14 protein-coding genes and 1 pseudogene are annotated in these 17,577 nt (G+C 73.4%); 12 read left to right on the top strand and 3 right to left on the bottom strand.

All coding sequences use genetic code 11. From position 1 onward, the window contains the following. Positions 1 to 394 precede the first annotated feature (394 nt). Positions 395 to 1,489 (bottom strand): carboxylate-amine ligase, encoded by a 1,095-nt coding sequence (locus FHS37_RS13505; protein ID WP_184820656.1) that lies wholly within the window; start codon positions 1,487 to 1,489, stop codon positions 395 to 397. Between the two features lie 344 nt (positions 1,490 to 1,833). Here FHS37_RS13505 and FHS37_RS13500 point away from each other — a divergent pair, with 344 nt between their 5' ends. From FHS37_RS13500 to FHS37_RS41025, 7 genes and pseudogenes are all read left to right on the top strand, one after another. After that, complete coding sequence (locus FHS37_RS13500; protein ID WP_184820654.1) at positions 1,834 to 2,508, top strand: hemerythrin domain-containing protein; 675 nt, start codon at positions 1,834 to 1,836, stop codon at positions 2,506 to 2,508. 612 nt (positions 2,509 to 3,120) lie between these two features. Beyond that, on the top strand, positions 3,121 to 3,621 hold the full coding sequence (ectA, locus tag FHS37_RS13495; protein WP_184820652.1) for a diaminobutyrate acetyltransferase: 501 nt from the start codon (positions 3,121 to 3,123) through the stop codon (positions 3,619 to 3,621). Positions 3,622 to 3,678: 57 nt separating this feature from the next. Further along, a pseudogene (gene ectB, locus FHS37_RS13490) lies at positions 3,679 to 4,941 on the top strand (diaminobutyrate--2-oxoglutarate transaminase); the annotation flags it as partial. A 94-nt stretch (positions 4,942 to 5,035) separates the two neighbouring features. Beyond that, a complete protein-coding gene (locus tag FHS37_RS13485) occupies positions 5,036 to 5,452 on the top strand; it encodes an ectoine synthase (protein WP_184820648.1) in 417 nt (138 codons plus the stop codon). A gap of 48 nt (positions 5,453 to 5,500) precedes the next feature. After that, complete coding sequence (gene thpD / locus FHS37_RS13480; protein ID WP_184820646.1) at positions 5,501 to 6,406, top strand: ectoine hydroxylase; 906 nt, start codon at positions 5,501 to 5,503, stop codon at positions 6,404 to 6,406. 3 nt (positions 6,407 to 6,409) lie between these two features. Beyond that, complete coding sequence (locus FHS37_RS13475; protein ID WP_184820644.1) at positions 6,410 to 6,742, top strand: SAV_915 family protein; 333 nt, start codon at positions 6,410 to 6,412, stop codon at positions 6,740 to 6,742. Continuing rightward, the gene (locus FHS37_RS41025) at positions 6,646 to 7,302 is read left to right on the top strand and encodes an alpha/beta fold hydrolase (RefSeq protein ID WP_375372301.1); all 657 of its coding nucleotides are present in this window, start codon (positions 6,646 to 6,648) and stop codon (positions 7,300 to 7,302) included. Before FHS37_RS13475 ends, FHS37_RS41025 begins: the two co-directional genes overlap by 97 nt. A 466-nt stretch (positions 7,303 to 7,768) precedes the next feature. On the opposite strand, the gene FHS37_RS13470 is transcribed toward FHS37_RS41025, so the two are convergent. Next, positions 7,769 to 9,814: a SpoIIE family protein phosphatase gene (locus FHS37_RS13470; RefSeq protein WP_184820642.1), complete on the bottom strand. Its 2,046-nt coding sequence runs from the start codon at positions 9,812 to 9,814 to the stop codon at positions 7,769 to 7,771. A 100-nt stretch (positions 9,815 to 9,914) separates the two neighbouring features. After that, complete coding sequence (gene hemE / locus FHS37_RS13465; protein ID WP_184820640.1) at positions 9,915 to 10,985, bottom strand: uroporphyrinogen decarboxylase; 1,071 nt, start codon at positions 10,983 to 10,985, stop codon at positions 9,915 to 9,917. Between the two features lie 188 nt (positions 10,986 to 11,173). Here hemE and FHS37_RS13460 point away from each other — a divergent pair, with 188 nt between their 5' ends. The 5 genes from FHS37_RS13460 (at position 11,174) to FHS37_RS13440 (ending at position 17,575) form a co-directional block, all read left to right on the top strand. Next, complete coding sequence (locus tag FHS37_RS13460) at positions 11,174 to 11,806, top strand: DUF3000 domain-containing protein (protein ID WP_229889843.1); 633 nt, start codon at positions 11,174 to 11,176, stop codon at positions 11,804 to 11,806. 279 nt (positions 11,807 to 12,085) lie between these two features. Then, positions 12,086 to 12,748 (top strand): helix-turn-helix transcriptional regulator, encoded by a 663-nt coding sequence (locus FHS37_RS13455; protein WP_006130493.1) that lies wholly within the window; start codon positions 12,086 to 12,088, stop codon positions 12,746 to 12,748. Between the two features lie 265 nt (positions 12,749 to 13,013). Further along, positions 13,014 to 14,312: an HRDC domain-containing protein gene (locus tag FHS37_RS13450; protein WP_184820636.1), complete on the top strand. Its 1,299-nt coding sequence runs from the start codon at positions 13,014 to 13,016 to the stop codon at positions 14,310 to 14,312. A 402-nt stretch (positions 14,313 to 14,714) separates the two neighbouring features. Continuing rightward, positions 14,715 to 16,028 carry a Trk system potassium transporter TrkA gene (gene trkA, locus FHS37_RS13445; protein WP_184820634.1) on the top strand — a complete coding sequence of 438 codons (1,314 nt, stop codon included), beginning with the start codon at positions 14,715 to 14,717 and terminating at the stop codon, positions 16,026 to 16,028. A 65-nt stretch (positions 16,029 to 16,093) separates the two neighbouring features. Then, complete coding sequence (locus FHS37_RS13440) at positions 16,094 to 17,575, top strand: TrkH family potassium uptake protein (RefSeq protein WP_229889844.1); 1,482 nt, start codon at positions 16,094 to 16,096, stop codon at positions 17,573 to 17,575. Positions 17,576 to 17,577 lie beyond the last annotated feature (2 nt).

Here is a 17,577-nt window from a genome sequence, read left to right as displayed (position 1 = left end):
TGCACTCCGGGCCGGGGTCCGGTGCCTCGATGGGAAGCCGGCCCCTCTGTCCGCAGGAGGGTTTCCGCGCGGCCGGGAGGGCGACGGAACTCCCAAGTACCCCCCGGCAGCCGTACATGCCCCAGCACCGACGAGAAACCCGTGATCGGTTGCCGCCCGTGTCCGAGCAGATCCCCTACGGCTCCGGCACGACGAACACCGACTCGTCGTCCACGATCGGGGCCCTGGCGCCTGCTCGCCCGGCAGGAAGAAGGTCCGCCGGACACCGGGACGGACCGACCGGGGTCACCCGTGCGGGCGGAACGGGACACTCGTGCCCGCTTCGGACGGACGCGCGGCGGTGCTCCGACAGCACCCCGTCGGTCTGGCGTCGTCTTCGCTCTCTTCCCACGGGTCACGGCACGGTGCTGTCGTTGGTGATCAGATCGATGACCGCGCGCAGGCCCCCTGCGGCGAGGGCGGCGCGCTGCCGGTCCGCGCCGGTGCCGTGTCGCAGGAGCCGGTGGACCAGAGCCGTCACCTCGTCGGTGTCGCCGGAGACGTCGAGGGCCGGGGCGACGTACCGCAGGAGCCGGCCCACCACGTCATCCGCGCGGCGCCGTCGGCCTCCGGGGTCGATCAGGGAGTCGCTCAGGCCATGGCGGGCCGCGTGCCACATGCCGGCCTGCAGCAGTTCGGGAGCGCAGTCCGGTACGGGCGCTCCCGCGGCTGCTTCCCCCAGAGCGGTCTCCACGAGTGCCCGGACGACCCCGGTGAGCATGACCGCGTCGTCCACGCGCAGCTGGACGTCCGGACACCGCACCTCCACGGTGGGATACCGCTCCGAGAGGCGGGCCTGCCAGTACAGCTGCCCGGTGTCCGCGATCAGACCGCATTCGAGCAGCCGGCGCACGCGCCGGTCATAGTCCGCGGCGTCGTGGAAGTACGGCGGCAGCCCGGCGACGGGCCAGCGGCTGAAGATCACGGTGCGCCAGCTGGCGAAACCGGTGTCGTGGCCGTCCCACAGCGGGGAGTTCGCCGACATCGCCGTCAGCGTCGGCAACCACGCCCGCAGCCGGTTCAGGACCTGCACGCCCGCCTCACGACCGGGCACCGAGACGTGCACGTGCATGCCGTTGACCAGCTGCTCCGCCACCAGCTGGGGAGCCTGCGCGAGCATGGTCCGGTAACGGGACCGGTCGGTGACGGCCACCGGACACACGTCGCGCAGCGGCGGTGTCGCGCAGGCCGCGATCCGGCAGCCGTGCGCCTCGGCGGCCGTCCCGAGGGCATGCCGCAGGCGCAGCAGGTGTCCTCCGACCTCCTCCAGACCGACGCACACCGGGGTGGCCACCTCCAGCTGCGCCTGCAGCAGCTCGAACTGCACCTCCTGACCGCCCACGAGATCCGTCAGGCCCGCCGACACGCGCACCTTCTCCGCCTGCGGCACCGGAAGACCCAGCACGGGATCGGCCAGCAGGTACTCCTCTTCCACCCCGATGGTCGTCATCGGCCGTCCCCTGTTCCGCCCGATGCCGTGATCCGGCTCGCGATGACCTGCCTGACACCCCTCACGGCGATGACCACCTCCACGGAGGCGCGCGTTGTCGGGTGCATCCGAGTGCCGCGACCGGTTCGCCGCAAACTCCGCACGGCCGGGGACGGGAGGCGCGTGTGCGCTGAACCGCCTGATGCCGTCGCCCGTGGTGGCCGCGTCCGGTCCTGCCGCGTCCGGTGAACGCCGTTCTGCGGTGTGCCGGGCCGTGCCGGGGTACCCGGACCGACCAGAGAGACCCGAAAGACCGCACGGGTGTGACACCGGTCTCCTCTCCGGCGCACGAACGGGAGCGATCCATGCCGAGGACCATCAAGGACCAGACCGTCGAGCAGCTGGGGGGCCGCAGCAGCGTCCTGGCGCGGCAGCGCCGCGAGCACGTGGAGATGGACCGGCTGATGGACCAGTACCGGGCCCTCGACGACGGCCCCCGGCGCGAACAGGTCCTGAAGCAGGTCGTCCAGCTGGTCTTCAGCCACGCCTTCGCGGAGGAGACCGTGCTGTGGCCGGCCGTACGGCGCTCGGTGCCGGACGGCGAGGAACTGACCGCCCGGGTCGAGGAGGAGCACCAGCAGATCAACGATCTCGTGGCGGACATCGAACGTCTTCCTCCCGGCGACCCCGAGCGCGAGGACAAGGTGCGGCGGGCCTTCGAGCTGATACGGCAGGACATCAGGGACGAGGAGGACCTTCTCCTGCCCCGGCTGCAGGAGGCGGTGGACCCCCCTCGGCTGCGAGGACTCGGCACCGCCTGGGAGGCGGTACGGCAGACCGCCCCCACGCACCCCCACCCCGTCGTCCCGCGGCGTCCCCCCGGCAACGCGCTCCTCGGCGTGCCGCTCAGCGTCTACGACCGCGTGCGCGACGCCCTCGGCCTCGGCAGCCCCGCCGTGGTCAGGAAGGTGCTCACCGGCCTGGCCGGGGTCCTCGTCGCCGCGCTCGCGGCCGTCGCGGTGCGGCGCAAACGGCACTGAGGCGGCACGCTCACCCCTCTGCCGTGCACGCGCCCGCGGCCGTCGACGACACCGGCACCGTCGCCTTCACCGGACACGGCCCGCACGCCTTCCGCCCTCGCGGCGGCGTTCTCACGGGCGTCCGCACGCCCGCCGACCGACGATCACCAGCCCCCGGTGCGGCCGGCGCCGGCCGACCGGGCAGGTCGGCCGGCCTCGACGCTCGGCCCGGGGTGGGCCGGCCGGCCCGGTGACGGGCCTCCCCGCCCCGAGTCGGAGCCGTACCGGTTCGCCGGGCCGGGATCCGATTGATAAAATTCCGTCGCCCTCCACGGAAATCACTCGTGGAACAATCCGCGCGGTTCTGGTTTCCCCGCTACCAGCGAGGGAATTTCCCTCCTTTTCGCATTCAAACAGGCCGGCCCGCCTGGCCTTCCACAGCCTCACGGGCGTAGCATCGAGTCGGAAGTGTTCGACCTGCGTTCTCATGCGGACAGCCGAGACGGATGCGCTCCTCACGGGGCACACCCCCGTCGGAGCGGGTAATCCCGGCAGACACGGAAGACACGCGGGTCAATCCGGGCGCACTCAACCGCGCGGTTCGGTTCGCGCGGGGAGAGCGAGGTGTGTTTCATGGGCACACTGGTCATGACAGCCCCTACGGTCGAGAACGGGTCCGCGGCGTGGCGCATCGCCCGCGATTCCGGGGTGCTCGACGTGAACTCCTCCTACAGTTATCTGCTGTGGTTCAGGGAATTCGCCCGTACGTCCGCGGTGGCTCTGCGGAGCGGTGGAGATCCGGTCGGATTCGTCACGGGGTTCCACCGTCCCGAGCAGCCCGACACCCTCGTCGTCTGGCAGATCGCCGTGGATCGGGAGCAGCGGGGGCACGGCATCGCCAGCGCCATGCTGGACCACCTCGCCGTCCGGTTGGCGGCCGTCGGCGCCCTCCGGTATCTGGAGACGACCATCAGTCCGGACAACACCGCGTCGGACAGGCTGTTCCGGTCGTTCGCCGAGCGGCATGCGGCACCGCTCGGAAGGGACATGCTGTTCCCCTCGGAGCTTTTTCCCGAGGCCCACGAGGACGAGTTCCTGTACCGCATCGGCCCGCTGTGCCGACAGTCGGCGTGACCGACGGAACCGGCATCCCGTTTCCTTTCTCTTTCTTCTCCGGAGGAGCAGGCCCCCATGCCAGTTGGAAGTTTCGACCGGAACGTCTTCGAGACGCTCGAGTCCGAGGTGCGCAGTTATTCCCGCAGCTGGCCCGCGGTATTCGACCGCGCCAACGGAAGCCGACTGCACGACGAGAACGGCCGACCGTACCTGGATTTCTTCGCCGGTGCGGGCGCACTGAACTACGGGCACAACAACCCGGTCCTCAAACGGGCACTTCTCGACTACCTCGAGAAGGATGGCGTCGCTCACGCCCTCGACATGTCGACGGTCGCCAAGAGGACTTTCCTCGAGACCTTCCGGGAAATCGTGCTGGAGCCGCGCGAGCTGCCGTACAAGGTGATGTTCCCGGGTCCCGCCGGCACCAATGCCGTCGAGGCGGCCCTGAAGCTGGCCCGCAAGGTGAAGGGCCGGGAACCCGTCGTCTTCTTCACCAATTCCTTCCACGGCATGTCATTGGGCTCCCTCGCCGTCACCGGCAATGCCTTCAAACGGGCGGGCGCGGGCATTCCACTGGTGCACGCCACCCCCATGCCCTTCGACGACCCCCTGGACGACCGGACGTCCGGCTTCTTGTGGCTCGAGCGGCTGCTGGAGGGCAGGGGTTCCGGCCTGGACACCCCCGCGGCCGTGATCGTGGAGGCGGTGCAGGGCGAGGGCGGGATCAACGTGGCGCGGGCCGGGTGGCTGCGTGAGCTCGCCGAACTGTGCCGGCGCAGCGACATGCTGCTGATCGTCGACGACATCCAGATGGGCTGCGGCCGCACCGGTGCGTTCTTCTCCTTCGAGGAGTCCGGCATCACGCCGGACATCGTCACGCTGTCGAAGTCCATCAGCGGGTACGGACTGCCGATGGCGCTGACCCTGTTCCGTCCCGAACTGGACGTCTGGGAGCCGGGGGAGCACAACGGCACCTTCCGCGGCTTCAACCCGGCCTTCGTGACGGCCACCGCCGCGCTGGAGGAGTACTGGCGCGACGGCGGGCTGGAGAAGCAGACCCTGGCCCGCGGCGAGGAGATCAGGCAGGCCCTGGACACCGTCGCCGACGACGGGCCGGCCCACGCCCCCGGTGTGCGCGGCCGGGGCCTGGCGTGGGGTGTGGAGTTCGCCGACACCTCACGCGCCTCCCTCGTCTGCGCCCGCGCCTTCGAACTGGGGCTGCTCCTGGAGACGTCGGGCGCCGACGGCGAAGTCGCGAAACTGTTCCCGCCGCTGACCATCAGCGACGAGGAACTGGAGGAAGGAGTCGCGCTGTTCGCCCGCGCGGTGCAGGAGACCGAGCCTTCGCCGCGGGCTCCTGCCGCTGAGCGCGCGCAGCGCTACGGGCCGCACAGGCGATCGGTCCCGCCCGCGGGAGAAAGGTGACACCACCGTGATCGTGCGTTCCTTCAAGGAGATCGAGGGCACCGACCGGCACGTCGTGGGTGCCTCCGGCACCTGGGAGAGCAAGCGCATCGTGCTGGCCAGGGAGCAGGTCGGCTTCTCCTTGCACGAGACGACGCTGTACGCCGGGACGGAGACCACGATGTGGTACGCCCACCACGTCGAGGCCGTGCTCTGCGTCGAGGGCGAGGCCGAACTGACCGATGAGGAGACGGGCGAGAGGCACTGGATCACGCCGGGAACGATGTACCTGCTGGACGGGCACGAGCGGCACACCCTGCGGCCCAAGACCGACTTCCGCTGCGTGTGCGTCTTCAACCCGCCCGTGACGGGTCTGGAGGACCACGACCGGAACGGCGCCTACCCTCCCCCGGAACCGATTGCCCGGCAGGAGACCGGGAGCTGACGGAACCCGAGACCGCGGGCATCCAGACCGAGGAGACGTGAGGACGCCATGACGACTCTGTCCAACCCCCGTCGGACCACCGACCTGTACCCCACCCGTGGCAGGACCGAGGCCATGGTGCCGCGCCGGGATCCCGTGGTGTGGTCCACGCCCGACACGCCGGGTCCCCTCCGGCAGGGCGAGCTGCCGGGCTTTGAGCACACCGGTTTCACGACCGTGGACGCACTGCTGGACCCGGACGAGGTGACCCTCTACCGGACCGAACTGGACGGACTGATCCGGGACCCGGCGGTCCGCGCCGACGAGCGCGCCGTCGTCGAGCCCACGTCGCAGGACATCCGCTCGGTCTTCGAGGTGCACCGGATCAGCGAGGTGTTCGCCTCGCTCGTGCGCGACGAGCGTGTGGTGGGAGCGGCCCGCCAGATCCTCGGCTCGGACGTGTACGTCCACCAGTCCCGCGTCAACGTGAAGCCCGGCTTCGGGGCGAGCGGCTTCTACTGGCACTCGGACTTCGAGACCTGGCACGCGGAGGACGGCCTGCCGCGCATGCGGACCGTGTCGGTGTCGATCGCGCTCACCGACAACCACGACACCAACGGAAGTCTGATGATCATGCCCGGCTCGCACAAGACCTTCCTGGGCTGCGCGGGCAGGACGCCGAAGGACCACTACAAGAGGTCGCTGCGGATGCAGGACGTGGGCACGCCGTCCGACGAGGCGCTGACCAGGATGGCGGGCGAGCACGGCATCAGGCTGTTCACCGGCAGGGCCGGCTCGGCGACCTGGTTCGACTGCAACGCCATGCACGGCTCCGGCGACAACATCACGCCCTACCCGCGCAGCAACGTCTTCATCGTCTTCAACAGCGTGGAGAACACGGCGGAGGAACCCTTCGCAGCCCCGGCACGACGGCCCGCGTTCATCGGAGCGCGGGACTTCACACCGGTGAGGTGAAGCGTGACGGACCACCGAGGCGACCCCGAGGCCACGCCCGGCGTGCGGGACGGTCCGCTGTACGTACCCGTCCGTCCGGGACGCGGCTGTCTCGTGACCTGCTTCTTCCGCACTCCCTCCGGGCGCCGTACGGCCGTCGCCTTCACCACCTCCGTGCAGTTGCTGGCGACCCTCGGCCGGGACCACCACTGGATCAGGCTCTCCGCCACCGCGCTGCGCTCCCTCACCTCACCCCTGGGATGCGCTGTCACCGTCGACCCGCGGTCGTCGGCCCACCCGCTCCGGCCACCGCGCGCGGCGCGTCCCCCGCGGAGGGAGGCACAGCAGCGACGGTGACCGGGACGCACTCGCAGGGGGCGCCGAGCGGTTCCGCCCCCGTCAGTGGCCGCCGGTGGTCCTGTCCGTCCCCCGGCGCGGCCGGGTACTCGCCCGTCATGCCGCAGCGCCGGGTCTCCCCTCCGCACGTCGGCCACGACCGCGCCGGACGGGCAATGGTGCGCGGCCTGGGGACGCCGCGCCTGGACGAGCCGAACACTCCCGTGGTCCTGGTGCCGGGCCCGGGAGCGCCCGGGTGTCTCCTGCGGACCCCGGAACGCCTCGCACAGTCGGGGCCGGTACGTCTGCTGGGCGTTCCGGGGTCCGGTGACCCCTCGGGACCGGCCTGCCCGGAGACGCTCGGTCCACTCGCGGACACGGTGGCGCGGTGGCTGGCCACGGTCCCGCCGGGGCCGGTGGTCCTCGCCGGTCACTCCACCGGTGCCCGGGTGGCGCTGCACGCGGCCGTGCGCGTGCCCGGACGTGTCCGGGCCCTCGTCCTGCCGGCCCCCCACGTTCCCGCCCCACCTGCGGCGGTTGCGGCCACTGCTCGGCGCGCTCACCCGTACGGCCGCCCGTGACGACCCGGGCGTCGTGCCGGCCTTGTCGCCCTCGTACCTGAAGGCCGGTCCCCGACGGCTCCCGAACTGCATCCGATCCGCCCGGGCGGACAGCCCCGAGGAGGTCTTGCCGGCGGTGACCTGCCCGGTCACGGTCGTGGCGGGAGAGGACGACGCGCTGTGCCCACCGGATCGGACCGACCACCTGGCGCGCCGGGCACGGTCCGGCCGCGCCGTGCGGGCACCGGGAGCCCCCGCGTTCCCCCCGTCCGCATCCCGCCGTCACCGCGGACCTGCTGCTCCTGGCGCGGGGAGGGCGGTCCTGAGGCGGTCCCGGCGGACGCGCACCCCGGGTCGGCCGGCCTCAGCCGCACCTGCTCGGGCACGGCTGCCCGCCCGGCCGCTGCGTCCGCGCACGCCGCCCCGCCCGGGCCGCGCGGCGTGCTCTCCGGGCGGCCCGCACGGCCGGAACGGCAGGGGGCGTCCGCTACTCCCGTGCCGCGGGCCCGTGGCTCCCGGCCGGGGGCGCGGGCAGTCGCAGGGCCACCAGGGCCACGTCGTCGTCGCCGGCGGCCGGCAGACCGGTGAGCAGCTCGTCGCAGAAGGCCTCCAGCGGGCGCCGGACGGCGACCGACGCGTGGCGGCGCAGCCGCTCCAGCCCGGTGGTGATGTCCTCCTCGCGGCGCTCCACCAGCCCGTCGGTGTAGAGCAGCAGGGTGGAGCCGGGAGGCAGTGGCTCCACCGCGCTGTCGTACTCGGGGTGCGGGACGAGCCCGAGCATCGGGGAGCGGCCCCTCGTCAGGAAGCGCGCGGTGCCGTCCGCTTCGACCAGCAGCGGCGGGGGGTGTCCCGCGACGGAGTAGTGGAGCTGGAAACGGCCGGGCTCCGCGGGTTCGACCCGGGCCAGGACGCAGGTGGCGGTGCACTCCAGGTAGAGGGTCTGCACGGAGACGTCCAGGCGGCGCAGGATCGTGCCGGTCGGCTCCTGGCGGTCCAGGGTGAGTCCGCGCAGCATGTTGCGCAGCTGGCTCATGGTGACGGCGGCGGGCAGGTCGTGGCCGGAGACGTCGCCGATGGTGAGGACGGTGGCGCCGTCGCGCAGCACGAAGGAGTCGTACCAGTCCCCGCCGACCTCGGCGGCCGAGGTGCTGGGCCGGTAGCGGACGGCGATGCCGAGGCCGGGCACGTCCGGCGGATCGGTGAGCAGGCTGTGCTGGAGGGCCAGTGCCACCTGCCGGGTGCGCTGGTACTCCAGGGCCTTGCCGATCGGTGCGTGGGCGCGTTCCAGGAGGGTCCGCAGCAGGCTGATCTCGGGCCGGCCCAGGGGCGGCCGGTCACCGCAGACGGAGGCGGCGACCAGGGCGGCGGTGGTGCCGTCGACGACGACGGGGAGCAGCACGACGCTGTTGGCGTCGGGGGCCAGCCAGGGCTCGGCGCCGGGCGGGGCGAGGTCCGGCGGGGGCGAGCCGGGCGGGAAGACGGCGTGGACCGGGCTGCGCCGGTCGGCGGCGCGGGCGAGCGGGCTGCCCGGCCCCAGGTGCTCCGCGTGGTGCGGGGGCAGGTCGGGGTGGCCCTCGCGGGTGAGGGCGGCGACGCGTTCGGCGGTCAGCGCGGTCCCCGGCGTGCGGTGCAGGGCCTGCGGGAGGAGGTACATGGCGCAGCTGTCGGCGATGTCGGGCACGATCACCCCGGTGAGGGCGGCGAGCATCTCGTCCGGCCGCACGGTGTCGGCGGTGACGGCGGTCGCGCGGGCCAGCAGTTCCTCGCGACGGGCGTCCTGCCACTCCTGCTCGATGTCCCGGCAGATGCCCACCCACTCGACGACCGTGTCGCCGTCGCGGACCGGTGCGGCGTTGACGGCGAAGTGGCGGTAGCCGCCCGTGGCCAGCCGCAGCCGGTAGGTGTGGGTGAACAGCGGCTTCACCTCGTCCAGGGCCCGGCGCCACTCCTCGACGATGGCGGCGCGGTCGTCGGGGTGGACCGCGTCGATCCACCCGTCGCCCCGGAACTCCTCCCAGCTCTGCCCGGTCACCCGCTGCCAGCCGGGACTCGGCTCGGTGACCCCGCCCCCGGGCGCGGTCACCCACACCATCTGGGATCCGGCGTTCACCAGGCTGCGGTAGCGCAGCAGCGCACGGCGGCGTTCCTCGGACAGGACGCGGATCCGTTCCGCGGCGGTCACCTCCTCGGTGACCTCCACGATCACGCCCAGCACTCCCGGCCGGCCGTCGCTCATCGTGGCGTGGGAGATGCTGAACGTGAAGTAGCGCGTTCCCGCGTGCGCCGGGTGCGGGAAGGCCAGGTCGATGGGCACGGCCGTGAGCACCTCGGCCTTCCCGGTGGCGAAGACCCGGTCGAAGATCTCGAAGTAGCCGGACTGCTCGAGGTCGGGGAAGGCCTGGCGGACGGGGCGGCCCAGCGGACGGTCGCCGAAGGTCCTGCGGTAGAGCTCGTTGGTGTACGCGAGCCGGTGCTCCGGCCCCTCGGTGAACACGACGCCGATCGGGGCGGGGTCGAACATTTCGAGCCGCATGAGGCCTCCACCTGGCCGGACCCGGGAGCGGACGTGGTGGGCAGCGTATGCCCAGTACCCCGCACCCGGGTTCCGACGCGCGGCGGCGCGTGCGCGCGGGTCAGCGCGCGGTCTGCGTGTGGACGTACTCCACGAGGCGGGTCAGCGCGTCCGGGTCGGTGGACGGCATCACGCCGTGACCGAGGTTGAAGACGTGGCCCTCCAGGTCGGCGGCCTGCTCCAGCACCTCCCGGGCCTTGGCCTCGACGGCCTCGCGACCGGCGAACAGCACGGTCGGGTCGAGGTTGCCCTGGAGCGCCTTGCCGGGACCGACGCGGCGGGCGGCCTCGTCCAGCGGGACGCGCCAGTCGACGCCCACGACGTCCGCGCCGGCCTCGCCCATCGGGCCGAGGAGCTCGCCGGTGCCGACGCCGAAGTGGATGCGCGGGACGCCGTAGCCGGCGACCTCGCGGAACACCTTCGCCGAGGCGGGCAGCACCGAGCGCCGGTAGTCGGCCGGGGCGAGCGCGCCGGCCCAGGAGTCGAACAGCTGGACCGCCGAGGCGCCGGCCTCGATCTGGACCTTGAGGAACGCGGCGGTGATGTCCGCGAGGCGGTCGAGCAGGTCGGCCCACAGCTCGGGGTCGCCGTACATCATCGCCTTGGCGTTCTCGTACGTGCGGGACGGGCCGCCCTCGACGAGGTAGCTCGCGAGGGTGAACGGGGCGCCCGCGAAGCCGATCAGCGGGGTGGACCCGAGCTCGCGGGTCAGCTGGCCGACCGCCTCGGTGACGTAGGAGACGTCCTCGGGGGTGAGATCGCGCAGCCGGGCGAGGTCGGCGCGGGTGCGGACCGGCTGCTCGACGACCGGGCCGACGCCGGGCTTGATGTCGAGGTCGATGCCGATGGCCTTGAGGGGGACGACGATGTCGCTGAAGTAGATCGCCGCGTCCACCTGGTGGCGGCGCACCGGCTGGAGCGTGATCTCGGTGACCAGCTCGGGGCGCATGCAGGACTCGAGCATCCCGACGCCCTCGCGCACCTTGCGGTACTCCGGCAGTGAGCGTCCGGCCTGCCGCATGAACCACACCGGGGTGTGCGGCACGGGCTCGCGCCTGCACGCCTTCAGGAAGGCACTGTCGTACGTCGCGGTCGGCTGCATCCCCGCCGTCGGGCTCACGTTGGCACTCACACCGGCAAGTCTCGCACGGTCCGCCGGCGCCCCCCGCACCGCAGGGCATCCGGTGCACCGGGCCCGCGGGACACGATCCGGACACCGCGGGGCGGCACGGGTGTCCCTCCCCGCGCCGGGCGCCCGTTCCGCTTAATCTTCCCCGCATGGCTGCGGCTCAGGGACGACTGTCGGACGGCGCTGGCGGAATGGACGAACCGAAGGAGACCGGGACGGATCCCGGGCACGGGGGCGCGCCCCCACCCCCCTTCCGGACCGCTGTCGACGCGCTGTGCGGCGCGCGGCTGCGGCCGCAGATCGAGGTGGAGCCGGCCCCCGCGCCCAAGCGGCTCGCGCCGTACGCGTACGCGCTGGAGGCGGCGGTCGTCGACGGCGAGCAGGACGTGGCCGACGGCCGGCTGGTGCTGCTGTACGACCCGGCCGGACACGACGCCTGGCAGGGCGCCTTCCGCCTGGTGACCCTGGTGCGGGCGGAGCTGGAGCCGGAGATGGCGGCGGATCCGCTGCTGCCGGACGTGTGCTGGTCCTGGCTGACCGGCGCGCTCACGGCACGGGGGCTGACGTACGGCGAGCCGAGCGGCACGGTGACCCGCGCGAGCTCCCACTACTTCGGCGGGCTGTCGGAGCGGCCGGCCGCCTCGCAGATCGAGATCCGTGCGTCCTGGACGCCCCGGGAGGGGCTGGGCGGGGCGCCGGACACGGCCGCCCACCTGGCCGCGTGGTGCGATCTGCTGGCCCAGGTCGCGGGGCTGCCGCCGGCCTCCCCGGGGGACGCCTCCGTGGTGACGCTGCCGCAGCGGAGGGGGCCGCAGTCGCGGTGAGCCCCCTCCGGGGTTCCCGGCGGTCGTCGACGCCGGCCTCCTTGCCGATCTCTTTGTCGATACGGCCACTTTCGGAAGCGTTGCGACGCAGACCGAAACCGTTCGGTCTTCGAATGATCGATCGCGCGTCCGAATTGTACGGATTGTTACTCACCAGATCGTGATCATTCCCTAAAGGACACCAGGTTTGCTGCCGAAGACGACTGTGACCTTGAAAGCACGGTTAGTCCCGGCTTCACCCCCCACGAGCCGGCCCCGTCCCGCACCCCAGGAGGCCTGGTGTCCGTTCTCCTCGAGCAGCCCTCAAGCCTGGTCGCCTACCGCCCGAACAAGCCGACCGCCATGGTGGTCGTGGCCGACCCCCGCGTCCGTTCCACCGTCACCCGCCACCTGTGGGCGCTCGGTGTGCGCGATGTCATCGAGGCCTCGTCCGTCGCGGAGGCTCGTCCCCGCATCGGCAACCCCCGCGACATCTGCGTCGCCGAAGTCCACCTGCCGGACGGTTCCGGCCTCACCCTCCTGTCGGAGACCCGCGCCGCGGGCTGGCCCAACGGCCTCGCCCTGTCCGCCGCCGACGACATCGGCGCCGTGCGCAACGCCCTCGCCGGCGGGGTGAAGGGCTACGTCGTCACCGGCACCCGCACCAACCTCGGGCTCCCCACCCGACCCGGTGCCGCCCCCATCGGCGCCGCCGCCGCGCGCCTGCACCGCCGCCCCCCGGGTGCTCCGAGCCACCCGGGCGGCTACCGCGAACTGTCCGGCCGTGAGGTCGAGGTGCTGCGGCTGGTGGCGGAGGGCCAGTCGAACAAGGCGATCGGCGTCTCGATGGGCCTGTCCGCGCTGACCGTCAAGAGCCACCTCGCCCGCATCGCCCGCAAGCTCGGCACGGGCGACCGCGCCGGAATGGTGGCGGTGGCCCTGCGCACCGGCATCATCCACTGACCTCCCCCTCGCCCGTCACCCCCTCGCCCGTCACCCCATCACCCGTCATCCCATCGCCCCGTCACTCCATCGCCCCATTCCCCTCGTCCCGCGTCCCCGCTGGACGATTCACCGCCGTGAACGGGACGGCCGCGGCTCCCGGCCCGCTCTCCCACGGGTCAGCGGCCCCGGTCCCTCACCGTCCTGACCGATTCACGACCCCCCGACGCCCGCCGACGGAACGTTCCGTCGGCGGGCGCCTCCGCGGCACGGATACCCTTGACAGGTGACCGACGCCCACGACACCGCAGCAGACAGTTCACTGCGAACCACCGGAGGCGCCCCTCCGGACGACGGCGGATCTTCTGCTACGGAGGCGCCGACCCCCTTGCTCGAACCGCGCGAGGGCATCCCGCCCGTGATCGCGGACGAGGCCGCCCTCGCCGAGGTGGTCGCGGCCTTCGCCGCGGGCACCGGCCCCGTCGCCGTGGACGCCGAGCGCGCCTCCGGCTACCGCTACGGGCAGCGCGCCTACCTCGTCCAGCTGCGCCGCGAGGGCGCCGGGACCGCGCTGATCGACCCCGTGGCCTGCCCCGACCTGTCCGGTCTGGGCGAGGCGCTGTCCGGCGTCGAGTGGGTGCTGCACGCCGCCACCCAGGACCTGCCCTGCCTGCGCGAGATAGGCATGGTGCCCACCGAGATCTTCGACACCGAGCTCGCCGGACGCCTGGCCGGGTTCCCCCGGGTCGGCCTCGGCGCGATGGTCGAGAACGTGCTCGGCTACGTGCTGGAGAAGGGGCACTCCGCCGTCGACTGGTCCACCCGCCCGCTGCCCGAGCCCTGGCTGCGCTACGCCGCCCTCGACGTCGAGCTCCTGGTCGACCTGCGGGACGCGCTGGAGAAGGAACTGGACCGGCAGGGCAAGCTGGAGTGGGCCCGGCAGGAGTTCGACGCGATCGCCTCGGCGCCCCCGCCGGAGCCCCGCAAGGACCCCTGGCGGCGCACCTCCGGCATGCACAAGGTGCGCCGGCGCCGGCAGATGGCCGTCGTACGGGAGCTGTGGCAGGCCCGCGACCGGATCGCCCGGCGCCGGGACGTCTCCCCCGGCAAGGTGCTCTCGGACGCGGCCATCGTGGAGGCCGCGCTCGCCCTGCCGGCCAACGTCCACGCCCTGGCCGCGCTGAACGGGTTCGGGCAGCGCACGGGGCGGCGCCAGCTGGAGCAGTGGCAGGCGGCCGTCGACCGGGCGAAGGCGCTGAGCGAGTCCCAGCTGCCCCAGCCCGGCCAGCCGGTGACCGGTCCCCCGCCACCGCGCGCCTGGGCCGACAAGGACCCGGCGGCCGCCGCCCGGCTCTCCGCGGCCCGGACGGGGGTCAACGCGCTCGCCGAGCAGCTGAACATGCCGCCGGAGAACCTGATCACACCGGACACGGTGCGCCGGGTGTGCTGGGAGCCGCCGAGGCCGGCCGACGCGCAGTCGGTCGCCGCCGTGCTGACGGGGTACGGGGCGCGGGCCTGGCAGGTCGAGCAGGTGACGCCGGTCCTGGTCGCCGCGCTGGCCTCCGCCGCCGGCCAGGGCGCCTAGGGTCCTTCGGGGTCGGCTCATGCCGGGCCCGCGGGCCCCGGCACCGCTCCCCCGCGCCCGGCCCCGCCCGGCCGACCTCCTCCGCCTCGCGACGCACGGCACCGGACCCCGCTCCCCGATCCGGCCCGATCCGGACGAAAGGCCCCGGACGGCGTCCTGACGCTCAGGCGTCGAGCCGACCGGAGGGACGACGGCGAGGGAGCGGCCGGGCCGCCCGTCGTGACGGGCGGGGGTGCCGCGCCAGTGCTCGATGCGGTGGACGGCCCGGTCGGGGCCGCGCCCCGCCCCGGGGGCGGCGCCCGTCCCGGCCCGTCGACAGGCCCGGGGCGGGGCGGCCGGGTTCGGTGCCGGCGCGCGTGCGGGTGCCGGGCGAACGCCCGGCCCGCGTGCCACGATGCCGGTATGCGGGTCGTCGTGGTGGGTGCGGGCCAGGTCGGTCACACCGTGGTCAAGTCACTCGCCGAGGCGCACGAGTGCACGGTGATCGACGTCGACGAGGCGCGTCTGCAGGCCGTGTCGCACGCCTACGACGTGCGGATCACGCGGGGCAGCGGCACCCGCCGCGAGACGCTCCTCGAAGCCGGTGCGGCCGACGCCGAGCTCGTCCTGGCGTGCACGTCGCGGGACGAGGTCAACCTGGTGACCGCCATGCTCGCCCGCCGGCTGTCATCGGCGCGGACGGTCGTGCGGGCCACCGGAACGGAGTACCTGGAGGCCTGGCGGGCGGGCGATCTCGACGTGGACCTCCTCGTCTCGACGGCGTTCGAGACCGCGAGCGCCGTCGAACGGGTCCTCCACGTGCCGGGTGCCCGGCACGTGGACCTCTTCGCCCGCGGCGAGGTGGTCGTGCTCGGCATCGACGTCCGTGAGGCTAAGTCGCCGTGGCTCGCCGGCCGCCCCCTGCGTGAGGCGGGCCTGCCCGCGGCCTCGCGGGTGGTCGCCGTCGTGCGCGACGGGAACTGGATCAGACCGACCGCGCACGAGGTGGTACGGCCCGGTGACGAGGCCATCGTGATGGCGTCGCCCGCGGCGGCGCGCGCGTGGAGCCGTCTGGTCACCGGGGCCGACCCCGTCGACGACGTCGCGCTCTTCGGCGCCGGGCGCATGGGGACGGCCATTGCCCGGGTGCTGCTCGACAGAGGCGTCTCCGTGCGGATCGTCGAGCCGGACGCGGCACGGGCGCGCGCGGCCGCCGACGCCCTCGACCGGGCGCGGGTGTTCCACGCGACGGGCCTCGATCCGGCGTTCCTGCACCGCGAGCGCATCGACACGGCGGGAGCGGCGGTGTTCGCCGGCAAGGACGACTCGCGCAACCTGCACGCGGCGGTGCTCGCGAAGCTCCACGGGGTCGGGCTGACGATGACGGTCCTCGACGACCCCGCCGCCGCCGAGGTCTTCGAGGCCGTCGGCGTCGACGTGACGATCGACCCGGGCGACGAGACCGCCGAGAAGATGGCCCGCTTCACGTTCGACGAGCGCACCCACCAGATGGCGATGCTGGAGGACGACCGCTTCGAGGTGCTCGACATCGCCGTCCGGCCCGGCAGCCGGTTCGCGCACGGCCCGGTCGACGCGCTTCCCGGGGCCGCTGTGGGCGCGATCGTGCGCGACGGCGCCGTGTTCTTCCCCGACGGGAAGGACGAACTGCGCCCCGGGGACCGCGCCGTCCTCCTCACCGAGCCCGAGCACGTCCCCGCGATCGAGCGCGACCTGTGAGGCCGTCGCGCTCGACGCCGGTCCGTCCGCGCCGGTGGCGTCCGCGCGGGAGGACCGGCGTCGACGTGCGGACCGCGCTGGGCGTCGTCGGTGCCCTGCTCGCGTGGTTCGCGGTCGCGTTCGTCGCGCCGACGGCCGTCGCGCTCGCCGCCGGCGAGCCCCCGTGGCCCTTCCCCGTCACCGGGCTCGCCGTGGCCGCGACGGGTCTGGCGCTCAAGCGCCTGACGGGCAGGCGGCCCCCGCTGGGCGTCCGGGAGGGGTTCCTCGTCGTCGTCGCCGTCTGGCTGCTCGTGCCCGCGTTCGGCGCGCTGCCGTTCGTGCTCGGCCGCGTCCCGCAGCTCGATCACCCGGTCGACGCCTACTTCGAGGCGGTGTCGGGGTTCACCGCCACCGGCGCGACGGTCCTGACCGACGTGGACGCGCTCGGACCCGACATGCTGTTCTGGCGCCAGGCCACCCACTGGCTGGGGGGTCTGGGGATCATCGTGCTCGCGCTCGCGGTGCTGCCCCGGCTGCGCATCGGGGGCCGCGAGCTCCTGCGCTCCGAGCTGCCGGGACCGGTCGAGATGGAGTCGCTCGGCGCGACCGTCCGCGGAACCGCCCGACGGCTCTGGAAGGTCTACCTCGTGGTGACGGCGGTCGGCTTCCTGGTCCTGGCCGCCCTGGGGTGGGCCGGGCTGGACCGGCGGATGGGCCTGTTCGAGGCGTTCTCCTACGCGACGTCCGCCGTGGCCCTCGGCGGGTTCGCTCCGGAGGCCGACTCGGCCCGGGGCCTCGCGCCGGTGACGCAGTGGGTGCTGTGCGGGCTGATGGTGGTGGCCGGGGTGAACCTGCTGCGGCTGTACCGCCTCGCCGCACTGCGTCAGATCCGGGCCGTGTCCCGCGACGAGGAGCTGCGCCTGTACCTCGGCCTGCTCGTCGTGGGCACGTCCGTCATGGCCGTCGAGCTGTTCGCCGCCGGCGCGGTGACCGGGCTCGGCTCCGTCCGGCACGCGGCCTTCCAGACGGTCTCGGTGATGACCACCACCGGCTTCGCGACGCTGGACTGGTCGGACTGGGGAACGCTCGCGACGCTCACCCTGCTGGCGCTGATGTTCGTCGGGGCCTGCGCCGGGTCGGCGAGCGGCTCGATCAAGGTCGTCCGCCATCTCGTCCTCGTCCGCTTCGTCCGCCACGAGCTGGAGCAGGCCGTCCACCCCGACGCCGTTCTCACGGTGCGGGTGAGCGGCCGGGTGGTCGACAACCCCGTGCTCCGCTCGGTGCTCCTGTTCGCCCTCCTCTACCTGCTCGCCCTCGCGCTCGGGACGTTCGGCCTCGCCCTCGACGCGGAGGCGGGCGCGGCCGGAACCGGTGTGTTCACCGCGCTCGGCGCCGCGGCGGCCTGCCTCGGCAACGTCGGCCCGGCGTTCGGCGAGCTCGGCCCGTTCGGGTCCTACGCACCGCTCGGGGGGGCGTCGAAGGCGATCCTGACCGTCCTCATGCTCCTCGGTCGCGTCGAGATCGTTCCCCTGGCGGTGCTGTTCCGCCGCGGCTACTGGCGCGCGTAGGC

The organism is Streptomyces griseomycini, from assembly GCF_014203535.1.
GTDB lineage: Bacteria > Actinomycetota > Actinomycetes > Streptomycetales > Streptomycetaceae > Streptomyces > Streptomyces griseomycini.
Note: the sequence above shows the minus strand (reverse complement) of the source record. Positions and strands in the feature narration are given on the sequence as shown.

Bases quoted from the DNA above. Each gene is read 5' to 3' on its own strand.
- FHS37_RS13505 (WP_184820656.1), bottom strand. From the start codon at position 1,489: ATGACGACCATCGGGGTGGAAGAGGAGTACCTGCTGGCCGATCCCGTG.
- FHS37_RS13470 (WP_184820642.1), bottom strand. From the start codon at position 9,814: ATGCGGCTCGAAATGTTCGACCCCGCCCCGATCGGCGTCGTGTTCACC.
- thpD (WP_184820646.1), top strand. From the start codon at position 5,501: ATGACGACTCTGTCCAACCCCCGTCGGACCACCGACCTGTACCCCACC.
- FHS37_RS13460 (WP_229889843.1), top strand. From the start codon at position 11,174: ATGGACGAACCGAAGGAGACCGGGACGGATCCCGGGCACGGGGGCGCG.
- FHS37_RS41025 (WP_375372301.1), top strand. From the start codon at position 6,646: ATGCGCTGTCACCGTCGACCCGCGGTCGTCGGCCCACCCGCTCCGGCC.
- trkA (WP_184820634.1), top strand. From the start codon at position 14,715: ATGCGGGTCGTCGTGGTGGGTGCGGGCCAGGTCGGTCACACCGTGGTC.
- ectA (WP_184820652.1), top strand. From the start codon at position 3,121: ATGGGCACACTGGTCATGACAGCCCCTACGGTCGAGAACGGGTCCGCG.
- FHS37_RS13500 (WP_184820654.1), top strand. From the start codon at position 1,834: ATGCCGAGGACCATCAAGGACCAGACCGTCGAGCAGCTGGGGGGCCGC.